Source organism: Thiomicrospira sp. (assembly GCF_036568485.1).
In the GTDB taxonomy this organism is placed as follows: Bacteria; Pseudomonadota; Gammaproteobacteria; order Thiomicrospirales; family Thiomicrospiraceae; genus Thiomicrospira.
In genome coordinates this window covers 62,706-78,780 of sequence record NZ_DATCSL010000047.1, presented here as the reverse complement: position 1 = coordinate 78,780, position 16,075 = coordinate 62,706, and the positions used below count along the sequence as shown (strand labels likewise).

Annotated in this window: 17 protein-coding genes; 8 read left to right on the top strand and 9 right to left on the bottom strand. The window is 44.2% G+C overall.

Going from position 1 to position 16,075, the window contains the following annotated elements; translation table 11 throughout:
* The 9 genes from yajC to VIM91_RS04835 all read right to left on the bottom strand — a co-directional run.
* Positions 1 to 221, bottom strand: a 221-nt coding sequence (gene yajC / locus VIM91_RS04875) for a preprotein translocase subunit YajC (RefSeq protein ID WP_331863695.1), incomplete at its 3' end; no start/stop codon positions are given.
* Positions 222 to 327: 106 nt separating this feature from the next.
* Positions 328 to 1,440 carry a tRNA guanosine(34) transglycosylase Tgt gene (tgt, locus tag VIM91_RS04870; protein ID WP_331863694.1) on the bottom strand — a complete coding sequence of 371 codons (1,113 nt, stop codon included), beginning with the start codon at positions 1,438 to 1,440 and terminating at the stop codon, positions 328 to 330.
* A gap of 173 nt (positions 1,441 to 1,613) precedes the next feature.
* Entirely contained in the window at positions 1,614 to 2,639 is a 1,026-nt protein-coding gene (gene queA, locus VIM91_RS04865; RefSeq protein ID WP_331863693.1) for a tRNA preQ1(34) S-adenosylmethionine ribosyltransferase-isomerase QueA, read from the bottom strand.
* A gap of 197 nt (positions 2,640 to 2,836) precedes the next feature.
* Positions 2,837 to 4,831 (bottom strand): flagellar hook-basal body complex protein, encoded by a 1,995-nt coding sequence (locus tag VIM91_RS04860; protein ID WP_331863692.1) that lies wholly within the window; start codon positions 4,829 to 4,831, stop codon positions 2,837 to 2,839.
* Between the two features lie 20 nt (positions 4,832 to 4,851).
* Positions 4,852 to 5,532: a flagellar hook assembly protein FlgD gene (locus VIM91_RS04855; RefSeq protein WP_331863691.1), complete on the bottom strand. Its 681-nt coding sequence runs from the start codon at positions 5,530 to 5,532 to the stop codon at positions 4,852 to 4,854.
* Between the two features lie 10 nt (positions 5,533 to 5,542).
* A complete protein-coding gene (flgC, locus tag VIM91_RS04850) occupies positions 5,543 to 5,953 on the bottom strand; it encodes a flagellar basal body rod protein FlgC (protein WP_331863690.1) in 411 nt (136 codons plus the stop codon).
* Positions 5,954 to 5,955: 2 nt separating this feature from the next.
* Positions 5,956 to 6,357 (bottom strand): flagellar basal body rod protein FlgB, encoded by a 402-nt coding sequence (gene flgB / locus VIM91_RS04845; RefSeq protein ID WP_029933976.1) that lies wholly within the window; start codon positions 6,355 to 6,357, stop codon positions 5,956 to 5,958.
* 182 nt (positions 6,358 to 6,539) lie between these two features.
* A complete protein-coding gene (locus VIM91_RS04840) occupies positions 6,540 to 7,766 on the bottom strand; it encodes a hypothetical protein (protein ID WP_331863689.1) in 1,227 nt (408 codons plus the stop codon).
* Entirely contained in the window at positions 7,753 to 8,721 is a 969-nt protein-coding gene (locus tag VIM91_RS04835; protein ID WP_331863688.1) for a chemotaxis protein, read from the bottom strand. Before VIM91_RS04835 ends, VIM91_RS04840 begins: the two co-directional genes overlap by 14 nt.
* A gap of 197 nt (positions 8,722 to 8,918) precedes the next feature.
* On the opposite strand from VIM91_RS04835, the gene flgA reads away from it, so the two are divergent.
* From flgA to VIM91_RS04795, 8 genes are all read left to right on the top strand, one after another.
* Positions 8,919 to 9,551: a flagellar basal body P-ring formation chaperone FlgA gene (flgA, locus tag VIM91_RS04830; protein WP_331863687.1), complete on the top strand. Its 633-nt coding sequence runs from the start codon at positions 8,919 to 8,921 to the stop codon at positions 9,549 to 9,551.
* A 114-nt stretch (positions 9,552 to 9,665) separates the two neighbouring features.
* Positions 9,666 to 9,980, top strand: a complete 315-nt coding sequence (gene flgM, locus VIM91_RS04825; protein WP_331863686.1) for a flagellar biosynthesis anti-sigma factor FlgM — start codon at positions 9,666 to 9,668, stop codon at positions 9,978 to 9,980.
* 24 nt (positions 9,981 to 10,004) lie between these two features.
* Positions 10,005 to 10,484, top strand: coding sequence for a flagellar export chaperone FlgN (gene flgN / locus VIM91_RS04820; protein ID WP_331863685.1), 480 nt, complete (start codon positions 10,005 to 10,007; stop codon positions 10,482 to 10,484).
* A 79-nt stretch (positions 10,485 to 10,563) separates the two neighbouring features.
* Positions 10,564 to 11,151: a PilZ domain-containing protein gene (locus VIM91_RS04815; protein ID WP_331863684.1), complete on the top strand. Its 588-nt coding sequence runs from the start codon at positions 10,564 to 10,566 to the stop codon at positions 11,149 to 11,151.
* 361 nt (positions 11,152 to 11,512) lie between these two features.
* The gene (locus VIM91_RS04810; protein ID WP_331863683.1) at positions 11,513 to 12,322 is read left to right on the top strand and encodes a ParA family protein; all 810 of its coding nucleotides are present in this window, start codon (positions 11,513 to 11,515) and stop codon (positions 12,320 to 12,322) included.
* A gap of 5 nt (positions 12,323 to 12,327) precedes the next feature.
* Positions 12,328 to 13,938: a ParB family protein gene (locus VIM91_RS04805; protein WP_331863682.1), complete on the top strand. Its 1,611-nt coding sequence runs from the start codon at positions 12,328 to 12,330 to the stop codon at positions 13,936 to 13,938.
* Between the two features lie 2 nt (positions 13,939 to 13,940).
* Positions 13,941 to 14,546 carry an STY4526/YPO1902 family pathogenicity island replication protein gene (locus VIM91_RS04800; RefSeq protein WP_331863681.1) on the top strand — a complete coding sequence of 202 codons (606 nt, stop codon included), beginning with the start codon at positions 13,941 to 13,943 and terminating at the stop codon, positions 14,544 to 14,546.
* Positions 14,546 to 15,937 (top strand): replication initiation protein, encoded by a 1,392-nt coding sequence (locus VIM91_RS04795; protein ID WP_331863680.1) that lies wholly within the window; start codon positions 14,546 to 14,548, stop codon positions 15,935 to 15,937. The genes VIM91_RS04800 and VIM91_RS04795 overlap by 1 nt, the downstream gene beginning before the upstream one ends.
* Positions 15,938 to 16,075: the final 138 nt, after the last annotated feature.

The following is a 16,075-nucleotide window of genomic DNA, read 5'->3' as shown; positions in this document are numbered from 1 at the left end:
TCGCGAATTTTACCGCCGATACCACCGTAAGTAATGATTTCATCACCTTTGGTTAGCTCGCTTACTAACTTGCGGTGTTCTTTTACTTTTTTCTGCTGAGGGCGGATCAACAAAAAGTAGAAAATAACAAATAGCAAAATTAGAGGAATTAACCCTTCCCAACCTGAACCACCGGCGGCTGCCGTTCCTTCTGCCATTGCATCGCTAATAAAAAAGCTCATATTGCTACTCCGTGTATTTAAAAAAATGTGTCGCGGTATTTTGGCATAAGCCGATCTAAAAATCAGCTTTTTTCACCAGGCCTGGTGGTTTTGATTGTATTAAACCCTACAGCGGCGGCACGTCCAAATCGCGTGCGGCATAAAATTCAGCCACAAAGACCTCCAAAGCTTGATTGGCAATGGCATTGCGCAAATCTCGCATTAAGCTTTGATAATAATGCAAATTATGAATCGTATTTAAACGCGCGCCTTGAATTTCGCCGCACTTATCTAGGTGATGTAAATAAGAACGTGTGTAATTTTTGCAGGTATAGCAATCGCACTGGGCATCAATGGGTGCCAAGCTGGTTTTATGCACCGCGTTGCGAATTTTGACCACACCGGTGTGCGTAAACAAAAAGCCATTGCGGGCATTACGTGTCGGGATCACGCAATCGAACATATCAATGCCACGACGCACGGCTTCGACAATATCTTCAGGTTTACCGACTCCCATCAGGTAACGTGGGCGATCTTCTGGTAAATGTGGCTCGGTTACTTCTAATACACGCAACATATCTTCTTTAGGCTCGCCTACCGATAAGCCGCCGATGGCATAACCATCAAATCCAATCTCTTGTAACTTCTGCGCCGACTCCTGGCGCAAGTCTTCATACATGCCACCCTGCACAATACCAAACAAAGCCGCCGGGTTATCACCATGGGCTTTTTTAGAACGTTCTGCCCAACGTAAGGATAAACGCATGGAAACATCCGCTTCCATATGGGTCGCGGGATAAGGCGTGCATTCGTCAAAAATCATCACAATATCCGCACCCAAATCGCGCTGGATTTGCATGGACTCTTCCGGGCCCATGAAAATTTTAGAACCATTTACTGGGTTACTAAAAAGCACGCCTTCTTCGGTGATCTTGCGCATTTTACCCAGGCTAAATACCTGGAAGCCGCCGGAGTCGGTCAGAATCGGGCCTTGCCAATGCATAAAATCATGCAAATCACCATGCAATTTAATAATGTCGGTGCCGGGGCGAATCGCTAAATGAAAGGTATTGCCTAGAATAATTTGCGCACCGGTTTCTGTCAGTTCTTCCGGTGTCATGCCTTTAACCGAACCGTAAGTTCCCACGGGCATAAAGGCTGGAGTTTCGACGGTGCCACGTGCAAACTTCAAACGTCCACGACGTGCTCGTCCATCTTTTTTATCTAATTCAAATTGCATGTATTTTCCAATTTATTTAACCACGGAGTTCACGAAGACCACGAAGTAAGAATCCTATTGTTTGGCTTAACCACCAGGCCTGGTGGTTTGCAGCTTAAACATTTAAGCTACGCAAATAAGCCTTGATAGAGCGCCCCAAAAATTGACTTCGATAAGGTCGTACCCTTATTGCTTCAATTCGTTTTTTTAAACACCAGCATGGCATCGCCATAACTGAAAAAACGGTATTGTTGCTCCACTGCATGACGATAAGCCGTCATCGTTTCATCATAACCAGCTAAAGCACTTACCAACATAATTAAGGTGGATTCGGGAAGGTGGAAGTTGGTTAACAACACATCGACCTGCTTAAACTCATAACCCGGCGTAATAAAAATATCGGTTTCTCCCGTGTAGGGCACAAGTTCTCCCGACTTAGAAGCGGACTCTAAACAACGCACACTGGTGGTGCCAATCGCAAACACTCGCCCGCCTTTAGCACGCGCTTGGTTGACTTGTTCCACCAGGCCTGGTGTCACTTCAAGCCATTCAGAGTGCATAACATGTTCGGCAATGTTATCAACCTGTACCGGTTTAAATGTGCCCGCTCCAACATGCAAGGTCACAAACCCTAGCTCTGCGCCTTTTGCTTGAATCGCATCCAACATAGCTTGATCAAAGTGCAACCCAGCGGTGGGCGCGGCCACGGCACCAGGCCTGGTGCTATAAACGGTTTGATAACGCTCTTTATCTTCTTGCTTATCGGCGCGTTCAATATAAGGCGGCAACGGCATATGACCATAATTTTCTAACCATTCTAACGGCGTTTTTTCAGTATCAAACGCCACTTCAAATAACGCACCTTGACGCCCTAAAACTTCAACTTCAAAAGCTTGTTCAATGGTTAACTTAGCACCCACCTTAGGGGATTTACTGGAACGAATATGGCACAAAGCTCGGTTTTGATCCAGGATGCGCTCCACCAACACTTCAACCTTGCCACCGGTGGCTTTTTCACCAAATAGGCGCGCCGGAATCACACGGGTGTTGTTAAACACCAGCAAGTCGTGTGGCTGAATATAATCCAGGATGTCGCTAAAATGTTTATCTTCGAGCTGAGTAGCGTTGAGAACCAATAAACGACTGTCTCGTCGTTGCGGGGCGGGTTGTTGAGCGATTAAGTGCTCAGGTAAATCAAAGTAAAAATCTTGGCGCTTCAAAGCGAATGGTCTCTAGCATTTAAAAAATGTGTATTTTCGCTGATTTAAACCAAAAGGTCACGCAACAATTTAAAACCGAGTAAAACTTAAACACCAGGTCTGGTACCAAAAGAGAAAAGTAGGTTTGGCAACTTTTGCCGCGCCAACAAAAAAGCCGGCATAATGCCGGCAAGACCAGAAATCGAATATCTAGGTTATTACAACTGTAAAATCGTCTGCGTTAACTGCTGCGAAGTAGACAGTACCTGTGCACTCGCTTGGTAGGTACGCTGAGTTTGGATCATCTTCACCAACTCACCCGCGGTATCCACGTTTGAATACTCAAGTGAACCCGCGTTAATCGTACCCATACCACCGGATTGTGCCATACCAATCATCGCTGCACCTGAACCAAAGGATTCGGCATAGGTTTGGCCACCTAATTTTTCGAGAGCATTTAAGTCATTAAAGTTCGCCACGGCTAACTGAGCAACCGGGATAGAACGCCCGTTTGAATAACGCGCTTCAATCACACCATCACGACCAGTGGTTAAACCCACCAAGTCACCAATACGGTAACCATTTTGCGTCACACCACGTAACGTATAATCACCCGAATACATGGTCATGTCTGAGAAATCAACATCAATCGCTAATTGCAAAGTGGTTGGATCTTCCGCACCAAGTGGATCGGTGGCACCGGTTTTAGGACTATCAATTACCCAGTCCAATTTACCTTTACGACCAGACACCTCAACCCAATCTACAGGGTCCAATTCACGTGAAGTTGGCTCCATATCCGCACCAAGGCTAACCCCAGTTGGATCTGTACGATCAGCTGGCTGACGAGTTTGCAATAGATTACCGTTGGTGTCGAAACGTAATTCAAAGATCACGCCCGCCTCATTAGTCTCAACGCCATTTGTTTGATCATAACGGTGACCACTGGTGACCCACTCACCCGTGTCTTCATCAAAGTCTTCTACCGTATATTGCACAATCCAACTGGTGTATTTTTCACCCAAGTCATTCAGATCGGCAGTTTTACGACCAACGTAGGTGACGCCGTTGTCGCCATCTAACTCAAATTGATACTCAGCATAAGTCACCGCTTTATCTTCAATTAAGGTATAAGCATCCGTTGCCAGCGCCGAAAGAACCGTACCATTACCTAAACCTTCGTTGTTAAAGTCATCGGTAATTTTAGTTTGGAATGCGGCAAACGCATCTTCCAATGAGATTTCATAAGGATCAATCAAACCTTGAACCGTTGATTGTGCATTTGGGTCAGCAACCAAGTTCCAGTTGGCGGCATTATCAATTTCATTTCTAAATGCCGTCGGTGTTAAGCCGGTTAGCGCTGGCCCTGTATAGTTATAAGATCCTGGGTTATCGTCAATTTTGGCCGCAAGATCTGCAATTTGGTTTTCAAGGTTAACCAATGCGTTAGAGTAATCATTATAGGACTCTTGGAAAGAGGATAAGCCCACGACCGCTTCAACTACATCACGCTTATAGAAGTTTGAAGTTAGGCGATGTTCACCACCCAGGGTATCGTGAATGGTTTTTTGGGTTGAAAAGTCTGGGAACCCACCAAATGGTCCGACACCAGGTTCTTCTGGCTTAGTTAATTTCAACAAGTTATCGGTTGAACCAACTGTCGCGGTTGGGTTTACATCAAACGGGTCAACATTGTATTTTTCTTGGCCATCCAAGTTGATGTCATAGGTCATCTCATCGGTTGCACGGGGTGTTTTGTTCAACTCCATCAAGTTAATTGACGACAAAGTTGTGTTAAACACTGGGTTTAATTCTTTTGATAACGCTTCATTTAAGGTATAGCCCTGAACCTTGTTACCTGCTTGGTCGGTCATAAAGCCTTCTTTATCCAGCTTAAACGAACCGTTTCGCGTATAAACGTTACCGTATTTACCCGTTTGGTCGTTGAGGATAAAGAAACCTTCACCGTCCAGTGCCAAGTCCATTTCACGACCAGTTGCGGTAATCGTGCCCTGCTCAAAACTTTGTGTAATGGCTTCGACACGTACCCCGTTACCCGGTGACTTTTGCGCACCAGAAAACATATCGGCAAATTCGGCACGACCGCTTTTAAAACCAATGGTTTGCGAGTTGGCCAAGTTGTTTGAGATAACGCCCAAGCCTTGCGAGGACGCGTTAATTCCACTTAAAGCATTTAGATCATATGCAGACATGATGTTCTCCTTCTCAAGTCTTAACCAATTTCTCGCACCGCATCCATATCAACTTTTTCACCCGTTGATAAGGTTAGCTTTAACGAACCATCAGCATTAATTGCGACACTATAGACGCTGGTCGAAACGACCGTTTTAATTCCTTTAATATTGCCTTCTTCATCATAGCCGTAAGCTGTGATGTCATAAGTTCCACTTGCTGCTGGGCCACCATCATCATTGAGGCCATCCCATTTCACCGAAGTTTCACCTGTATTCAATGTACCCATGGCTTCCATTTCACGCACCACGCCGTCTTCATTGCTAATCACAATTTTGACATCTGACAAGGGTTCGTCTGAATCTAGACGGAAGTGGCTTTCGTATTCATCACTGTGATTAAACGCGTCACCTTCAGCCACCACCGCACGCCCCACCAGGCCTGCGGCTTGCATCACCTGCATGTTTTGGAAACCAGCGGTCATCGAAGTCACCGATTTGTTCAACTGCTGAGTCGCTTCAAGCTGACTCATCTGCGTTAGATCGGTTACAAAGCTGCTCGGGTCCATTGGCTTAGTTGGATCCTGATTCATCATTTGAGTACTCAACAGCATTAAGAAATCCTGCTGGCCCATCTGTTCTTGCGGAGCAAATTGGCTAGCTGAGGTTGATTTATTTTGCATTGCATCGACAAAGTCTGTACTACTTGGAATCGTGCTCATGACTTATCTCCTATTTGCCCAACTGAATGGTGCGTAGCAATAATTGCTTTGAGGTATTTAAAACTTCAACATTCGTTTCGTAGGTTTTAGAAGCCGACATCATGTTGGCCATTTCTTCCACCACGTTCACATTTGGGCGGTAAATGTAACCTTCCTCATTTGCCATTGGATGATTTGGGGCATATTCCATTTTCAACGGCGCCTGACTTTCAACAATCTCTTTAATTCTGACGCCGCCTTTTGGCTCACCCGTGCGTTGATCCAAAATAGTTTGGAACACCGGCTGCTTAGAGCGATAGGTTTCATCCGCATTCGAACTAATACTGTCAACGTTGGCCATATTCGAAGCCACCGTGTTTAAACGCACCGTCTGGGTATGCATGCCGGTGCCCGAAATATCAAGAATATTAAACAATGACATAATTATTGACCTTTCAGCGCGCCGCTGATTCCTTTAATACGACTATCAATAAACTCTAAAGTGGCCTGATACTGCATCGCGTTTTCGGCAAATTTTGCCTTCTCAATATGCGTTTCCACCGTGTTGCCATCTAATGAAGGCTGAGTCGGCATGCGATAACGCAAATGATCCGAAGTCGTCATCTCGGCAAATCCTTCCAAGTGACGTGAATTGGTACGTTGCATATCCGGCTTAAAACGGCGGTCTTCCATGCCTTGCGCTTCATGAATCGCTTTACGAAAATCAATATCACGCGCCTTAAAATTCGGCGTATCCGCGTTGGCCAAGTTATTCGCCAATACTTCTGATCGATCCTTACGCACATGAAGCGCTTGTTCGTGAATACCAAAAATTGAATTAGACATGGAAGCCTTCCTTGTTTTACCTGTAAAAAGATAAAAGCAATCTGAATGCCAACCTGACCATAAAAGATAAAAAGAAAGGAATTTATAATTAAAGAAAAACGATTTGAAGTCGTTAAAACCCAGCCACCAGGCCTGGTGGCTGGGTTTTAAACGCTAACTAGCAATATATAAGCTGGTAATGACTACCAAGACCGAACAACATCGCCAATTTGCACACGACCATTTTGCGCAACCAATTCACCTACGGCAAACTTGGGCAAAATACGTGTGATTTTCAAAAAACCAGAAGGGGTCTCATCCATACCCAAGTTGCGCCCTTGGAATCGAACTGGATTGCCAGTTCGCTGATAAACCGATAACTGGTCGCCAACCTGTACACCCGATTCTTCGGATAAGAAGAGTACATATTCACCATTGCGCACATCAATAATCTCGGTTTCCAGTAGCTCACAATTTAAATGCTGATAAAGCCGTTCAGTCTGTTGATTTAAAAGCGCATTGAATGCTTGACCGGTATCTGTTTTAAAAAACGCCGCGGTACCAAATGGTCGATCACGTCCAACTCGCACGTCGCCTCGCACCTCAAAACCTTCACGTTGCTGCTTGACAATACGGTGTTTATTCAAATCCACTAAATACCAATCAATTTCAACATAACGTCGGTTCTTTTTGGAGTCGTAACCATAAAAATTACGCAACCCATCCATAAAACCTTTGTTCTCACTTTGTGAAGCAACCGAACGCACAACTGACATTAATAAGAACTGACCGCCTGTTTGATCCTGAATCGGACGCAAAACATCTGGATCAAGATTGGGGGTCACCAAATTTCCCGGCTGTGTCGACTGAGCATAATCAATTAAATCTAAGTTGTTATAACCCGACTCTTTTAAACGACGAAATAACTCATTTTGGTAACCCGTAATGAGATTAGAAATATCATTCGCTTCGCGACTATTCTCAATCACCGCTGGCGCAATCACCACGCGATTTTGATAGTGTGCACCAAAGGCATGTCCGCAAGCACTCGGATCTTCGGTTAAACAGACGTTCAACTCCACTTCATATTGCTTTAACTCTTCATCTGCGTATTCATCCATAATACCGAAACGCTGAATTTTGCTCCGCGTGGTAAAACGACTGGCTTGATTTTGCAGCTGAAAGTTATCCGTATCTGAACGAGCCGAAATATGTAAATTATTCTGCATACTCGCTAGCTCTAAACCATTGCGAATCGCCATCTGGCGAGCATAAGCACGGTCCACTCCATCCATGGAAGCCACGCCGGTTACCGCTACACAGTTATTAGCTTGAGCCGAAGTGGCGAACATCAGCCACACTAACAGTGCGAATAAGCCATTAAACATGCTAGGCAAAAAACTAACACCCGCGATATTACTCCGTCGCATTTACCGATTCCACTTCATCAATACGTTTAACAATTTCTCTAGCTAACTCTTCAGAATGCCACTTTGACAAAAATTTGTTCGCGCCAACTTTTTCGGTCAACTTATCGTTAAACCCACCACTTAAGGACGAGTTTAGAATCACATACAAATCTTTCAAACGATCATCTTTACGAATACTAGTGGTTAAGGTGTAACCATCCATTTCCGGCATTTCAATATCTGAAATAACCATTAAAACTCTTTCGCTTACAGGGTTAGCGATCCCTTCATCCGCTTCATCGGCCCATTTTTTCAATAAGTCGAGCGCTTTGCGGCCATTATTAACAATGACATGCTTGATGCCCAGCTTGTCCAACACATTCTTTAGCTGAGTCCTGGCAACGGTTGAGTCATCCGCCCCCAGTACAAAATAGCCATGACCTTGTGTTTTACCAATATTATGTTCGACAAACTCATCTGACATTACACCTGGCATACCCGATACTTCCGCCAAAACCTTTTCTACATCCACTATCTCAACTATGACACCTTTTGCGCGAGTAATACCCGTCAAGTAATTTACGTGATGCAACGATTCAGGTGGCGGCAAAATATCTTCCCAACGCAAATGCACAATACGATCCACATCCTCTACTAAAAACCCTTGCACCGAACTATTAAACTCGGTCACGATGGTTAAAGTATCGGCCAATTTATCACGAGGGATGGGCGGCAAATCAAGGGCTTGGGCTAAGTCGATCATGGGCATGGTTTGACCACGAATATCCGACACCCCAACCACACGGGGGTCAGACTTGGGTACAGGAGAAATATCAGGTGTGCGAATAACTTCTCTAACTTTAAAAACATTGATACCAAAGAGTTGCTTACCCTGGATATTAAACAATAACAATTCCATGCGATTCATACCTGCCAGCGAGGTACGTTGATCAACACTCTTTAGAAAATTCGACATCTCAAAGCCACCTTATATTACAATGTTCCATTCCAATCCGAACTATCGGAACAATATACCTTAGAATCCATTCCAAAGTGTAGAACTTAATCCAACACCAAACTATGTTACCTATTAATTTTATGCGTCATACAATATCCAAAACCCTCTTTATTGGATTAGTCAGCAGCCTCTCATTATTATGGGGCGGACTGGCTATGTCGCAAAACCAATCGTTAGACGCCATTCACAAACTGGTCCACGAACACGTAAAGCAAAACATAGACCAAAAAATCCAAGAAGCTCAGATTGACATAAGGACCTTACCCTCAACCCTTACGCTTCCACAATGCACAACACAACCCGAACTCAGCCAACGAGACCCCAACCAAATTCATGGTCGGATAACCGTGAGTGTGAGCTGCAATCAACCTTCTTGGCGCGTTTTTGTATCGGTTAATATCGACGGCAAGATACCCGCGGTCATATCGACTCAAGGAATCCTTCGTCAGGCCGTTATAAATAGTGAAGATGTAGCACTGAGATTAACACCATTAAGTGAACTACGTCATGGCGCGATGAAATCACTTGATAATGTTATTGGTATGAGAGCTAAGCGTGGCATTCCAGCCAACCGAGTATTAACCCTACAAATGCTCGACATCCCCTACTGGGTGATTGAAAAAGAAGAAGTTACGCTCGTAACCCGCATTGGTGGTGTTGAGATTAAAACAACCGGCATTGCATTAGAAGATGGTATGCAACAAGACCAAGTCAGGGTGAGAAATATAAATTCCGATATTACCGTAACCGGTATAGTAATTGCTCCCAAGACAGTAGAAGTTCCATAACGTCATAAAATTAATTGAAAAATACATTAAAGTTTCTTAATTTCTTGCCGTTATCTATTTCAGGAACGATAGTAATACTGCTACAATAGCGTTTAAAATCATGAGGGTAAAATCATGGATATCAAGAACATACAAAACAACTTAGCTAACTCTAGAGCTAATGAAACCTATAAAACACAAGAGAAAGCCGCGGCCACACAAGGTTCTGCGTCAGAAGGTACGGATAAGCCACAAACTGATCGCGTGACATTAACATCAATGTCAGCTCAACTACGTGAGCTAGAAAAACGTGCTACGTCGGCCAATATAAGCAACGAAGCACGTATTGCTGAACTAAAACAAGCCATCTCTGACGGCACCTATAAAGTTGATGCGGCAAAAATAGCCGACAAGCTCATTAAAACGGAAATGCTTTTTGCCAAGGCTTAAACTTTCTTAAGGTAAAGCATTATCATGTCTCAAACAGTTCATCCAAATGATCTTACCCTCCATTTAAATGAACTGTTTGAAAACTTAACCTCGTTCCAGTCCACTCTAGAGCACGAAGCTCAACTTCTAAAACAACACGATCTCAACCAGCTAGTCGACCTTCTGCCCAAAAAGCAAACTTTATCAGACAAAATAGACCAACTTGTCGAAGCGTTTGAAACGCAATTTAAAATGCCATCAAACCTAAATGAACTAGCAAAACATATTGAGATCCAAAACCAACCGCAAACAACACAACAAAATCTAGCAAATATTATTGAGATTGCCGAAACCTGTCGTGATTTAAACATGCGCAATGGCATCACCATTCAGGCTTTAGACAATATCAATGCACAACTCACCAACTTATTTACAGACCACTCTACTACGCCCGTCAGCCTGTACAATTCCAGTGGCATCAAGAAACATTCCAGCAATAGCAAAGCAACACTCGGTAAAGCTTAGGCACACTAATTGCTCAAAGTTTTATAACAGAGTATATTTGTACTAAAATAACAATATAAAGCCTTACAAGGGATTCAAAATGTCAAAAGAACAACGCTCCTTTTTTCGAATTGACGCCATGCTGCCATGTAGCTACCGGATCATTCCCAGCAAAGAAGCCGAGCAAAACCCACTACCAGCCAACCCTGATGCCAGTTATATAGAAAAATATTTTATGGAAAACCTTGGGGAGTTGGATGAGCAGATCAATGAATTGATCAGTCAAATTGGAACGAAAAGTACCATTTTGTCGGCCGTTTTAACCGCCATAAATAGTAAAGTTAACTTCTTTTTGCAAACCATGGATCAAGAACAGCTCACCCACAGCATTCCTCAAAGAATGGTAAATATCAGTGCCGGTGGTATTGCATTTGATGTACCAGAGAAAATCAGCAAAGACGATAAGGTTGATTTGTTATTGAAACCATTAGCCGAAGAAGCACCGATATTAATTCGCTGCAACATTGTGAAAATATCGCTTAAAGGCAACGTAAACCAAGTTGCTCTTGAGTTTGAAGATATCACGGAAGATGATCGCCGTAAGATTGTTTATTTCATACAGACCAAAGAAATTGAAATGGCCAATAAAAAACGTGAAGAAACAGGCTCTCCTCTTTTTAGAAACTGACATTAAGGGCACCAGGCCTGGTGCCCTTAAACTCGCTCACCAGACAACCCCCCGCGCTTTACAACTCGCACAACTACAACCCAAAACGGCAATACGTACAAAAACCCATATAAAACCCCACAATTTCCCCCACAGTGGTGAAATTTGGACAATAAAAAAGCCCGATTCTCAAGAGCTGTAACTCATTGAAAAATCAGGCTTTTATTATTGGTAGCGGGGGCAGGATTTGAACCTACGACCTTCGGGTTATGAGCCCGACAGGCTTAAATCAAATTCCACCACAAAATTAAATACGATTTCCAGAGTAATCAAAACCCGGACGTTTTTCCTCCAAAAGTAATCACTACTTAGGAGAAGAAAAATGTCTAAAGTTATTTCGATTGTCTCAACAAAAGGCGGCGTTGGTAAAACCACCTTATCAGCCAACCTTGGTGCATTTCTTGCCGATCAAGGTTACAAAACCCTACTTATTGATGCCGATGTACAGCCTTCGCTGTCTCAGTGGCACCTCATCACAAATAAAGCCGAACACGGTTTAAGATACCTTTTCACTGATCCAACGGTTACGCCAGAAGATGTTGTTTCGGCTATAGAACCGAATTTGGATATCATCATTAGTGACGATCAACGTGATGAATTGAGAAAGTGGGCTCAAGAAACCCCCGATGGTCGTTTTCGTTTGCGCCGTCTTCTTCAAGATAGATTCAATCACTACGATTTCATCATCATCGATACACAAGGTGCAGTTGGGCCGCTTCAAGAAGCGTCCATTATCGCTTCTGATATCATCCTATCCCCTGTCGTTCCTGACAAATTATCAGCCTCAGAGTTTATTCACAATACAATTTCAATGCTAAACCGTCTCCACGAATCCGCCACATGGATGGGTATGGAGATTGGCACAATGCATGGTGTGCTAAATATGGTCGAAAACACAAGTGACAGCTCGGCTTATGCCGATCAAGTCCGTGCCGTAGACTTTAGCCATTTGTGTCATGTACCGGTCAATCTGGTAGACGTCACTATTTCGCGTGCAGTTGTGTGGAAAGACGCTGCATCTAGTCGCACGCCGGCACATCGCTTGGAATCATCTACCCGCCGTAAATCTGGTTCTGCCCTTGAAATTATGACCCGACTTTCAAAAGAAATCGGGCTAATTGAGGAGGTGTAATCGTCATGGCCAAGAGAATCACTCGTACATCGTTAACCGATGATCAAATCCGCAAAGAAGGCGGAGAAATAAAAAGACAAGACCCTATATCGCGCATGCCAATGGTTGTCAGCGTACTAGATATAGTGGCTTACGAGAAAAACCCCCGCAAACATACAAATGAAAGTTATGCGGAAATTAAGGAATCCATACGCCTCAAAGGGTTGGAACAACCGTTTACCATCACACGTCGACCAGGCGTGGATAAGTACACAACCAAAGCCGGTGGTAATACGCGCTTGCAAATCCTACAGGAACTTTATTCCGAAACCGGTGATGAAAAGTTCCTAAAGGTTCACCTGGTATTCGAGCCCTGGGTATCGGAAGCCGACACCCTCATTTCACATCTCACTGAAAACGACTTGCGCGGCAATCTAATCCTGATTGACCGTGCGCAAGGCGTTCGTGAAGCGCAGACATTCCTTGAAGAGGAAAGAGGCTTAAATCTTTCTACACGAGAGTTATCGGCAGCACTTGCCGAACAAGGCTATTCAATTGGTAAAACGGCACTTAATACATTAATTTATGCCATCGATCGACTTTACCCTTTTATGCCAGAAGCGCTTGATGCAGGCATGGGTAAACCAGCAGTCGAGAAAATCCGTAAGTTTGAAAATCGGTGTAAGGAGGCCTGGACAGAAATGGCCAAAGATCCGGCTCTAATGGACACCGCTTTTGAAACATCGTTACGTCAAGCTGATGCAGCTGAATGGTATTTTGATGATCTGGTCAAAATATTTATCGAAAATGCCGCTGAACAGACCAACGAGAAAATATCTTTAGTTGAGTTCTATATTCATCGAGCAATGAATGCTAAAAAACCACCAACTAAAGCTGAGTTGGAAGCATTCAACCAAAGCCAGGTCGATGGTGCTGCCAAACCAACATCCGAATCCGAATCTGAAGTTTTACCGATTGAGGAAACAAACCAACCTACTCCGGAAAAAATCAATATTGACCATGATTTCAGTGAAAGCTCAGATGAGGATGACGAAACATCAGACGTTCCATTTGCTTCTGATTTGGATGAAGAGCATGTTGATGATGATTCAGATAGCAATGTTAAAACAGAAGTTGAATCTGAACTCCCTGAAGAGCGATACAGCCTTAATGACCTAAGAGCCAAAGCGATTGATCTTGCGTGCTCTGTAGCCAAATACGCCCATATCGAAGACTTAGTAATTAAGGTGGATGACGGTTTTGGCTGGATATTGGCCGACATCCCTCAACACATCCATTTTCCTAATGGATTTGTTGATACAGACCCCGACTTCCAAAAGATTTGGTCGACGTGGTTTGGTTTATTTCAGGTATCTGGTTGTAGCGATCGTGAATTTTCGCAAGCCATCGCTACACACATACCGGAAGAGAAAAACGACCTGCGTTTTTTGCTAACCGGCGAATGGGACAAACTCCGTGAGCACGGTCAGTACATATCAACTGCGGCAGTTCAAACTGACTATTTCCTATCTACTTCAAACGAAGCGCTTGAAGCTACTTTCCAATTAATCAAAGTGCATAGAGATATCAAGCGTCTTTCCCAAGCATTGGTTAAACCATTATGGACAGGAGCGTAAGCATGAGCAGTAATAACTCAGCTGATATTTTATCGCGTCAAATCATGTTGTTTGTGATGGACATGATAGATGAAGGCAATCGTAAGCACCTCGAAGAAATGGGCTTCAAGCCCGAACATATATCTAAGTTAATCGAACTAAGAACTCGCGAGATCGGGCATTTAAGCTCGCGTCGAGCGAATATGTTTGACATTAAAGTCAATGACTCAGTACTCAACATATGCTTGCAGGACATCGAGGGGCAGAGACTTATCGATGACTGCATTCTGGCCGGTGCGCCAAATGATTTTCTGTACGGCTTCTTTGGTCTCAACTCTCGTGAATGCTCCATCAGGAGAATATCACTCGAAGTTGAGGCCAAAAACGACAAGCGCGTACCCGATAGCGATAAAGAAGCCGAAATTATCATAAATCATTACCTTTCAGCTCTAGGTGAACGGAGCGATGAAGACTTTGATGCTCAAGACTATCTAAACCTATATCAAACCATTTCAAAGTCATACAAGCGTATTTCATTAAAAGTGATCTGGCGTGCCGTTCATCGTTATCAGCGGGAAGCCTGGATACCATCTTCAAACCAGCATAATAAGACAGGAGCAATGGCTTGATGAAGCAACTGCAAGACTCATTGGCGACCCAGCTGGCGCAACATTATAAAGTTGGCTCGTCCATGAGTCGTCTTCTTGCTGAAGCCCCCTACTTTTCTCGCTGTTCTGACAATAAAACGGCTGCTGTAATCAGACCTCGTCAGTACGCAATCAAATACCCATATATGCAGGTCAATCAAGCAAACCTAACAAGTTGGCTCATCTTTGATCTTGACCATGAAAATGCCAATATCTGGGATGACAAAAGTTTACCTACCCCCAATCTTATTGTGCGTAACCGTAAGAATGGCCACGCTCATCTTTACTATGCAATTGTGCCAGTTTTAACAAGTGATGATGCCAGACCTGCACCTATACGCTATATGAAAGCGATTTACGCAGCTATGGCCAAACAGTTAAACGCGGATACCGCCTACTCTGGCCCCGTGGCCAAAACACCAGGACACCCATGGTGGCAGACAACCGAAATCCATAACAAGGTGTTTGAACTTGGCGATTTAGCATGCTACCTAGACTTGGAAGTTAAGCCTTTCCAAAGTAAAGAACCTGATCTCGATTCAGTCTCTCACTCTCGTCACTGTATGTTGTTTGAGCGCGTTAGGCATTACGCCTACTCTATTGCCGCTGAGGCAAAAAGCCATGGCTGCTTTCGCGCGTTTAAACAAGATATTGAGGACTACGCAACCGGCTGCAACAACTTCCGGCAAATGGGGTTTAAAAGTGATTTAACCGTGGCTCAGGTACGCTCTACGGTCAAATCGATCGCTAGCTGGACTTGGGATAGATATACCGGCACCGGCGCAAAGAATAGAGGGGTGATGCAGCTTTCAGAATCACTCGATACAAAGACAAAGCAAGGCATGTCTGCCAAGCGAACACATGACCTTCGCAAGAACTCAACCCAGGCACGCATTTCAGCGGCCTACAACAACCTTAAACAGTCTGGAAAGACAGCCACAATCCAACAAGTGGCTAAAACATCCGGCCTTAGCCGTCAGACTGTTGCCAAGTACAAACACCTTCTAACCGAAACCCAACATAACAGCCATGACGTTATTTCAATACGGAGATTGTTTACTGGCAAACGATCAAATGTTAATTATGGTGTACATCAGATAACAGCGCCCGGCGGGGACTTAGGCAGTCGCTTCGCGACGCCATCTGCTCGGCCACCCTTAGGTGGCATTAGCGGCGGTAGCCGCCCCATTTTTAGGCCAGCGCAGCGGCCACCAGGCCGCTTATGTATTAGCAGGCACAGGATTATACCGAACTTAGAAGTGTTTATTTTGAACGCGCTGGGGCGCAGTGAGCAAAGCGAACGGAGGGTAGGCCCGGCCCCGCTAGGGGTCGTAAAGCCCAAAAAAGAAATCAAATCTGGCCGAAGGCCTTAATCAGGGCGGGTCAGATTAGCTTTTATTTTGGTTTATAATTTTATTTGACAGCGCAAAAGATTTTACATATCATTCAATCCATAGCGCCCCAGAGAGTAGCCAGCCTAATTTATAATTGGTTGCTGAAATCTGGGGCTT

Coding starts and splice junctions, on each gene's coding strand:
- tgt (WP_331863694.1), bottom strand. CDS start 1,440: ATGCAATTTGAATTAGATAAAAAAGATGGACGAGCACGTCGTGGACGT.
- VIM91_RS04860 (WP_331863692.1), bottom strand. CDS start 4,831: ATGTCTGCATATGATCTAAATGCTTTAAGTGGAATTAACGCGTCCTCG.
- VIM91_RS04855 (WP_331863691.1), bottom strand. CDS start 5,532: ATGAGCACGATTCCAAGTAGTACAGACTTTGTCGATGCAATGCAAAAT.
- flgC (WP_331863690.1), bottom strand. CDS start 5,953: ATGTCATTGTTTAATATTCTTGATATTTCGGGCACCGGCATGCATACC.
- flgB (WP_029933976.1), bottom strand. CDS start 6,357: ATGTCTAATTCAATTTTTGGTATTCACGAACAAGCGCTTCATGTGCGT.
- VIM91_RS04840 (WP_331863689.1), bottom strand. CDS start 7,766: ATGCGACGGAGTAATATCGCGGGTGTTAGTTTTTTGCCTAGCATGTTT.
- VIM91_RS04835 (WP_331863688.1), bottom strand. CDS start 8,721: ATGTCGAATTTTCTAAAGAGTGTTGATCAACGTACCTCGCTGGCAGGT.
- flgA (WP_331863687.1), top strand. CDS start 8,919: ATGTCGCAAAACCAATCGTTAGACGCCATTCACAAACTGGTCCACGAA.
- flgM (WP_331863686.1), top strand. CDS start 9,666: ATGGATATCAAGAACATACAAAACAACTTAGCTAACTCTAGAGCTAAT.
- flgN (WP_331863685.1), top strand. CDS start 10,005: ATGTCTCAAACAGTTCATCCAAATGATCTTACCCTCCATTTAAATGAA.
- VIM91_RS04815 (WP_331863684.1), top strand. CDS start 10,564: ATGTCAAAAGAACAACGCTCCTTTTTTCGAATTGACGCCATGCTGCCA.
- VIM91_RS04810 (WP_331863683.1), top strand. CDS start 11,513: ATGTCTAAAGTTATTTCGATTGTCTCAACAAAAGGCGGCGTTGGTAAA.
- VIM91_RS04805 (WP_331863682.1), top strand. CDS start 12,328: ATGGCCAAGAGAATCACTCGTACATCGTTAACCGATGATCAAATCCGC.
- VIM91_RS04800 (WP_331863681.1), top strand. CDS start 13,941: ATGAGCAGTAATAACTCAGCTGATATTTTATCGCGTCAAATCATGTTG.
- VIM91_RS04795 (WP_331863680.1), top strand. CDS start 14,546: ATGAAGCAACTGCAAGACTCATTGGCGACCCAGCTGGCGCAACATTAT.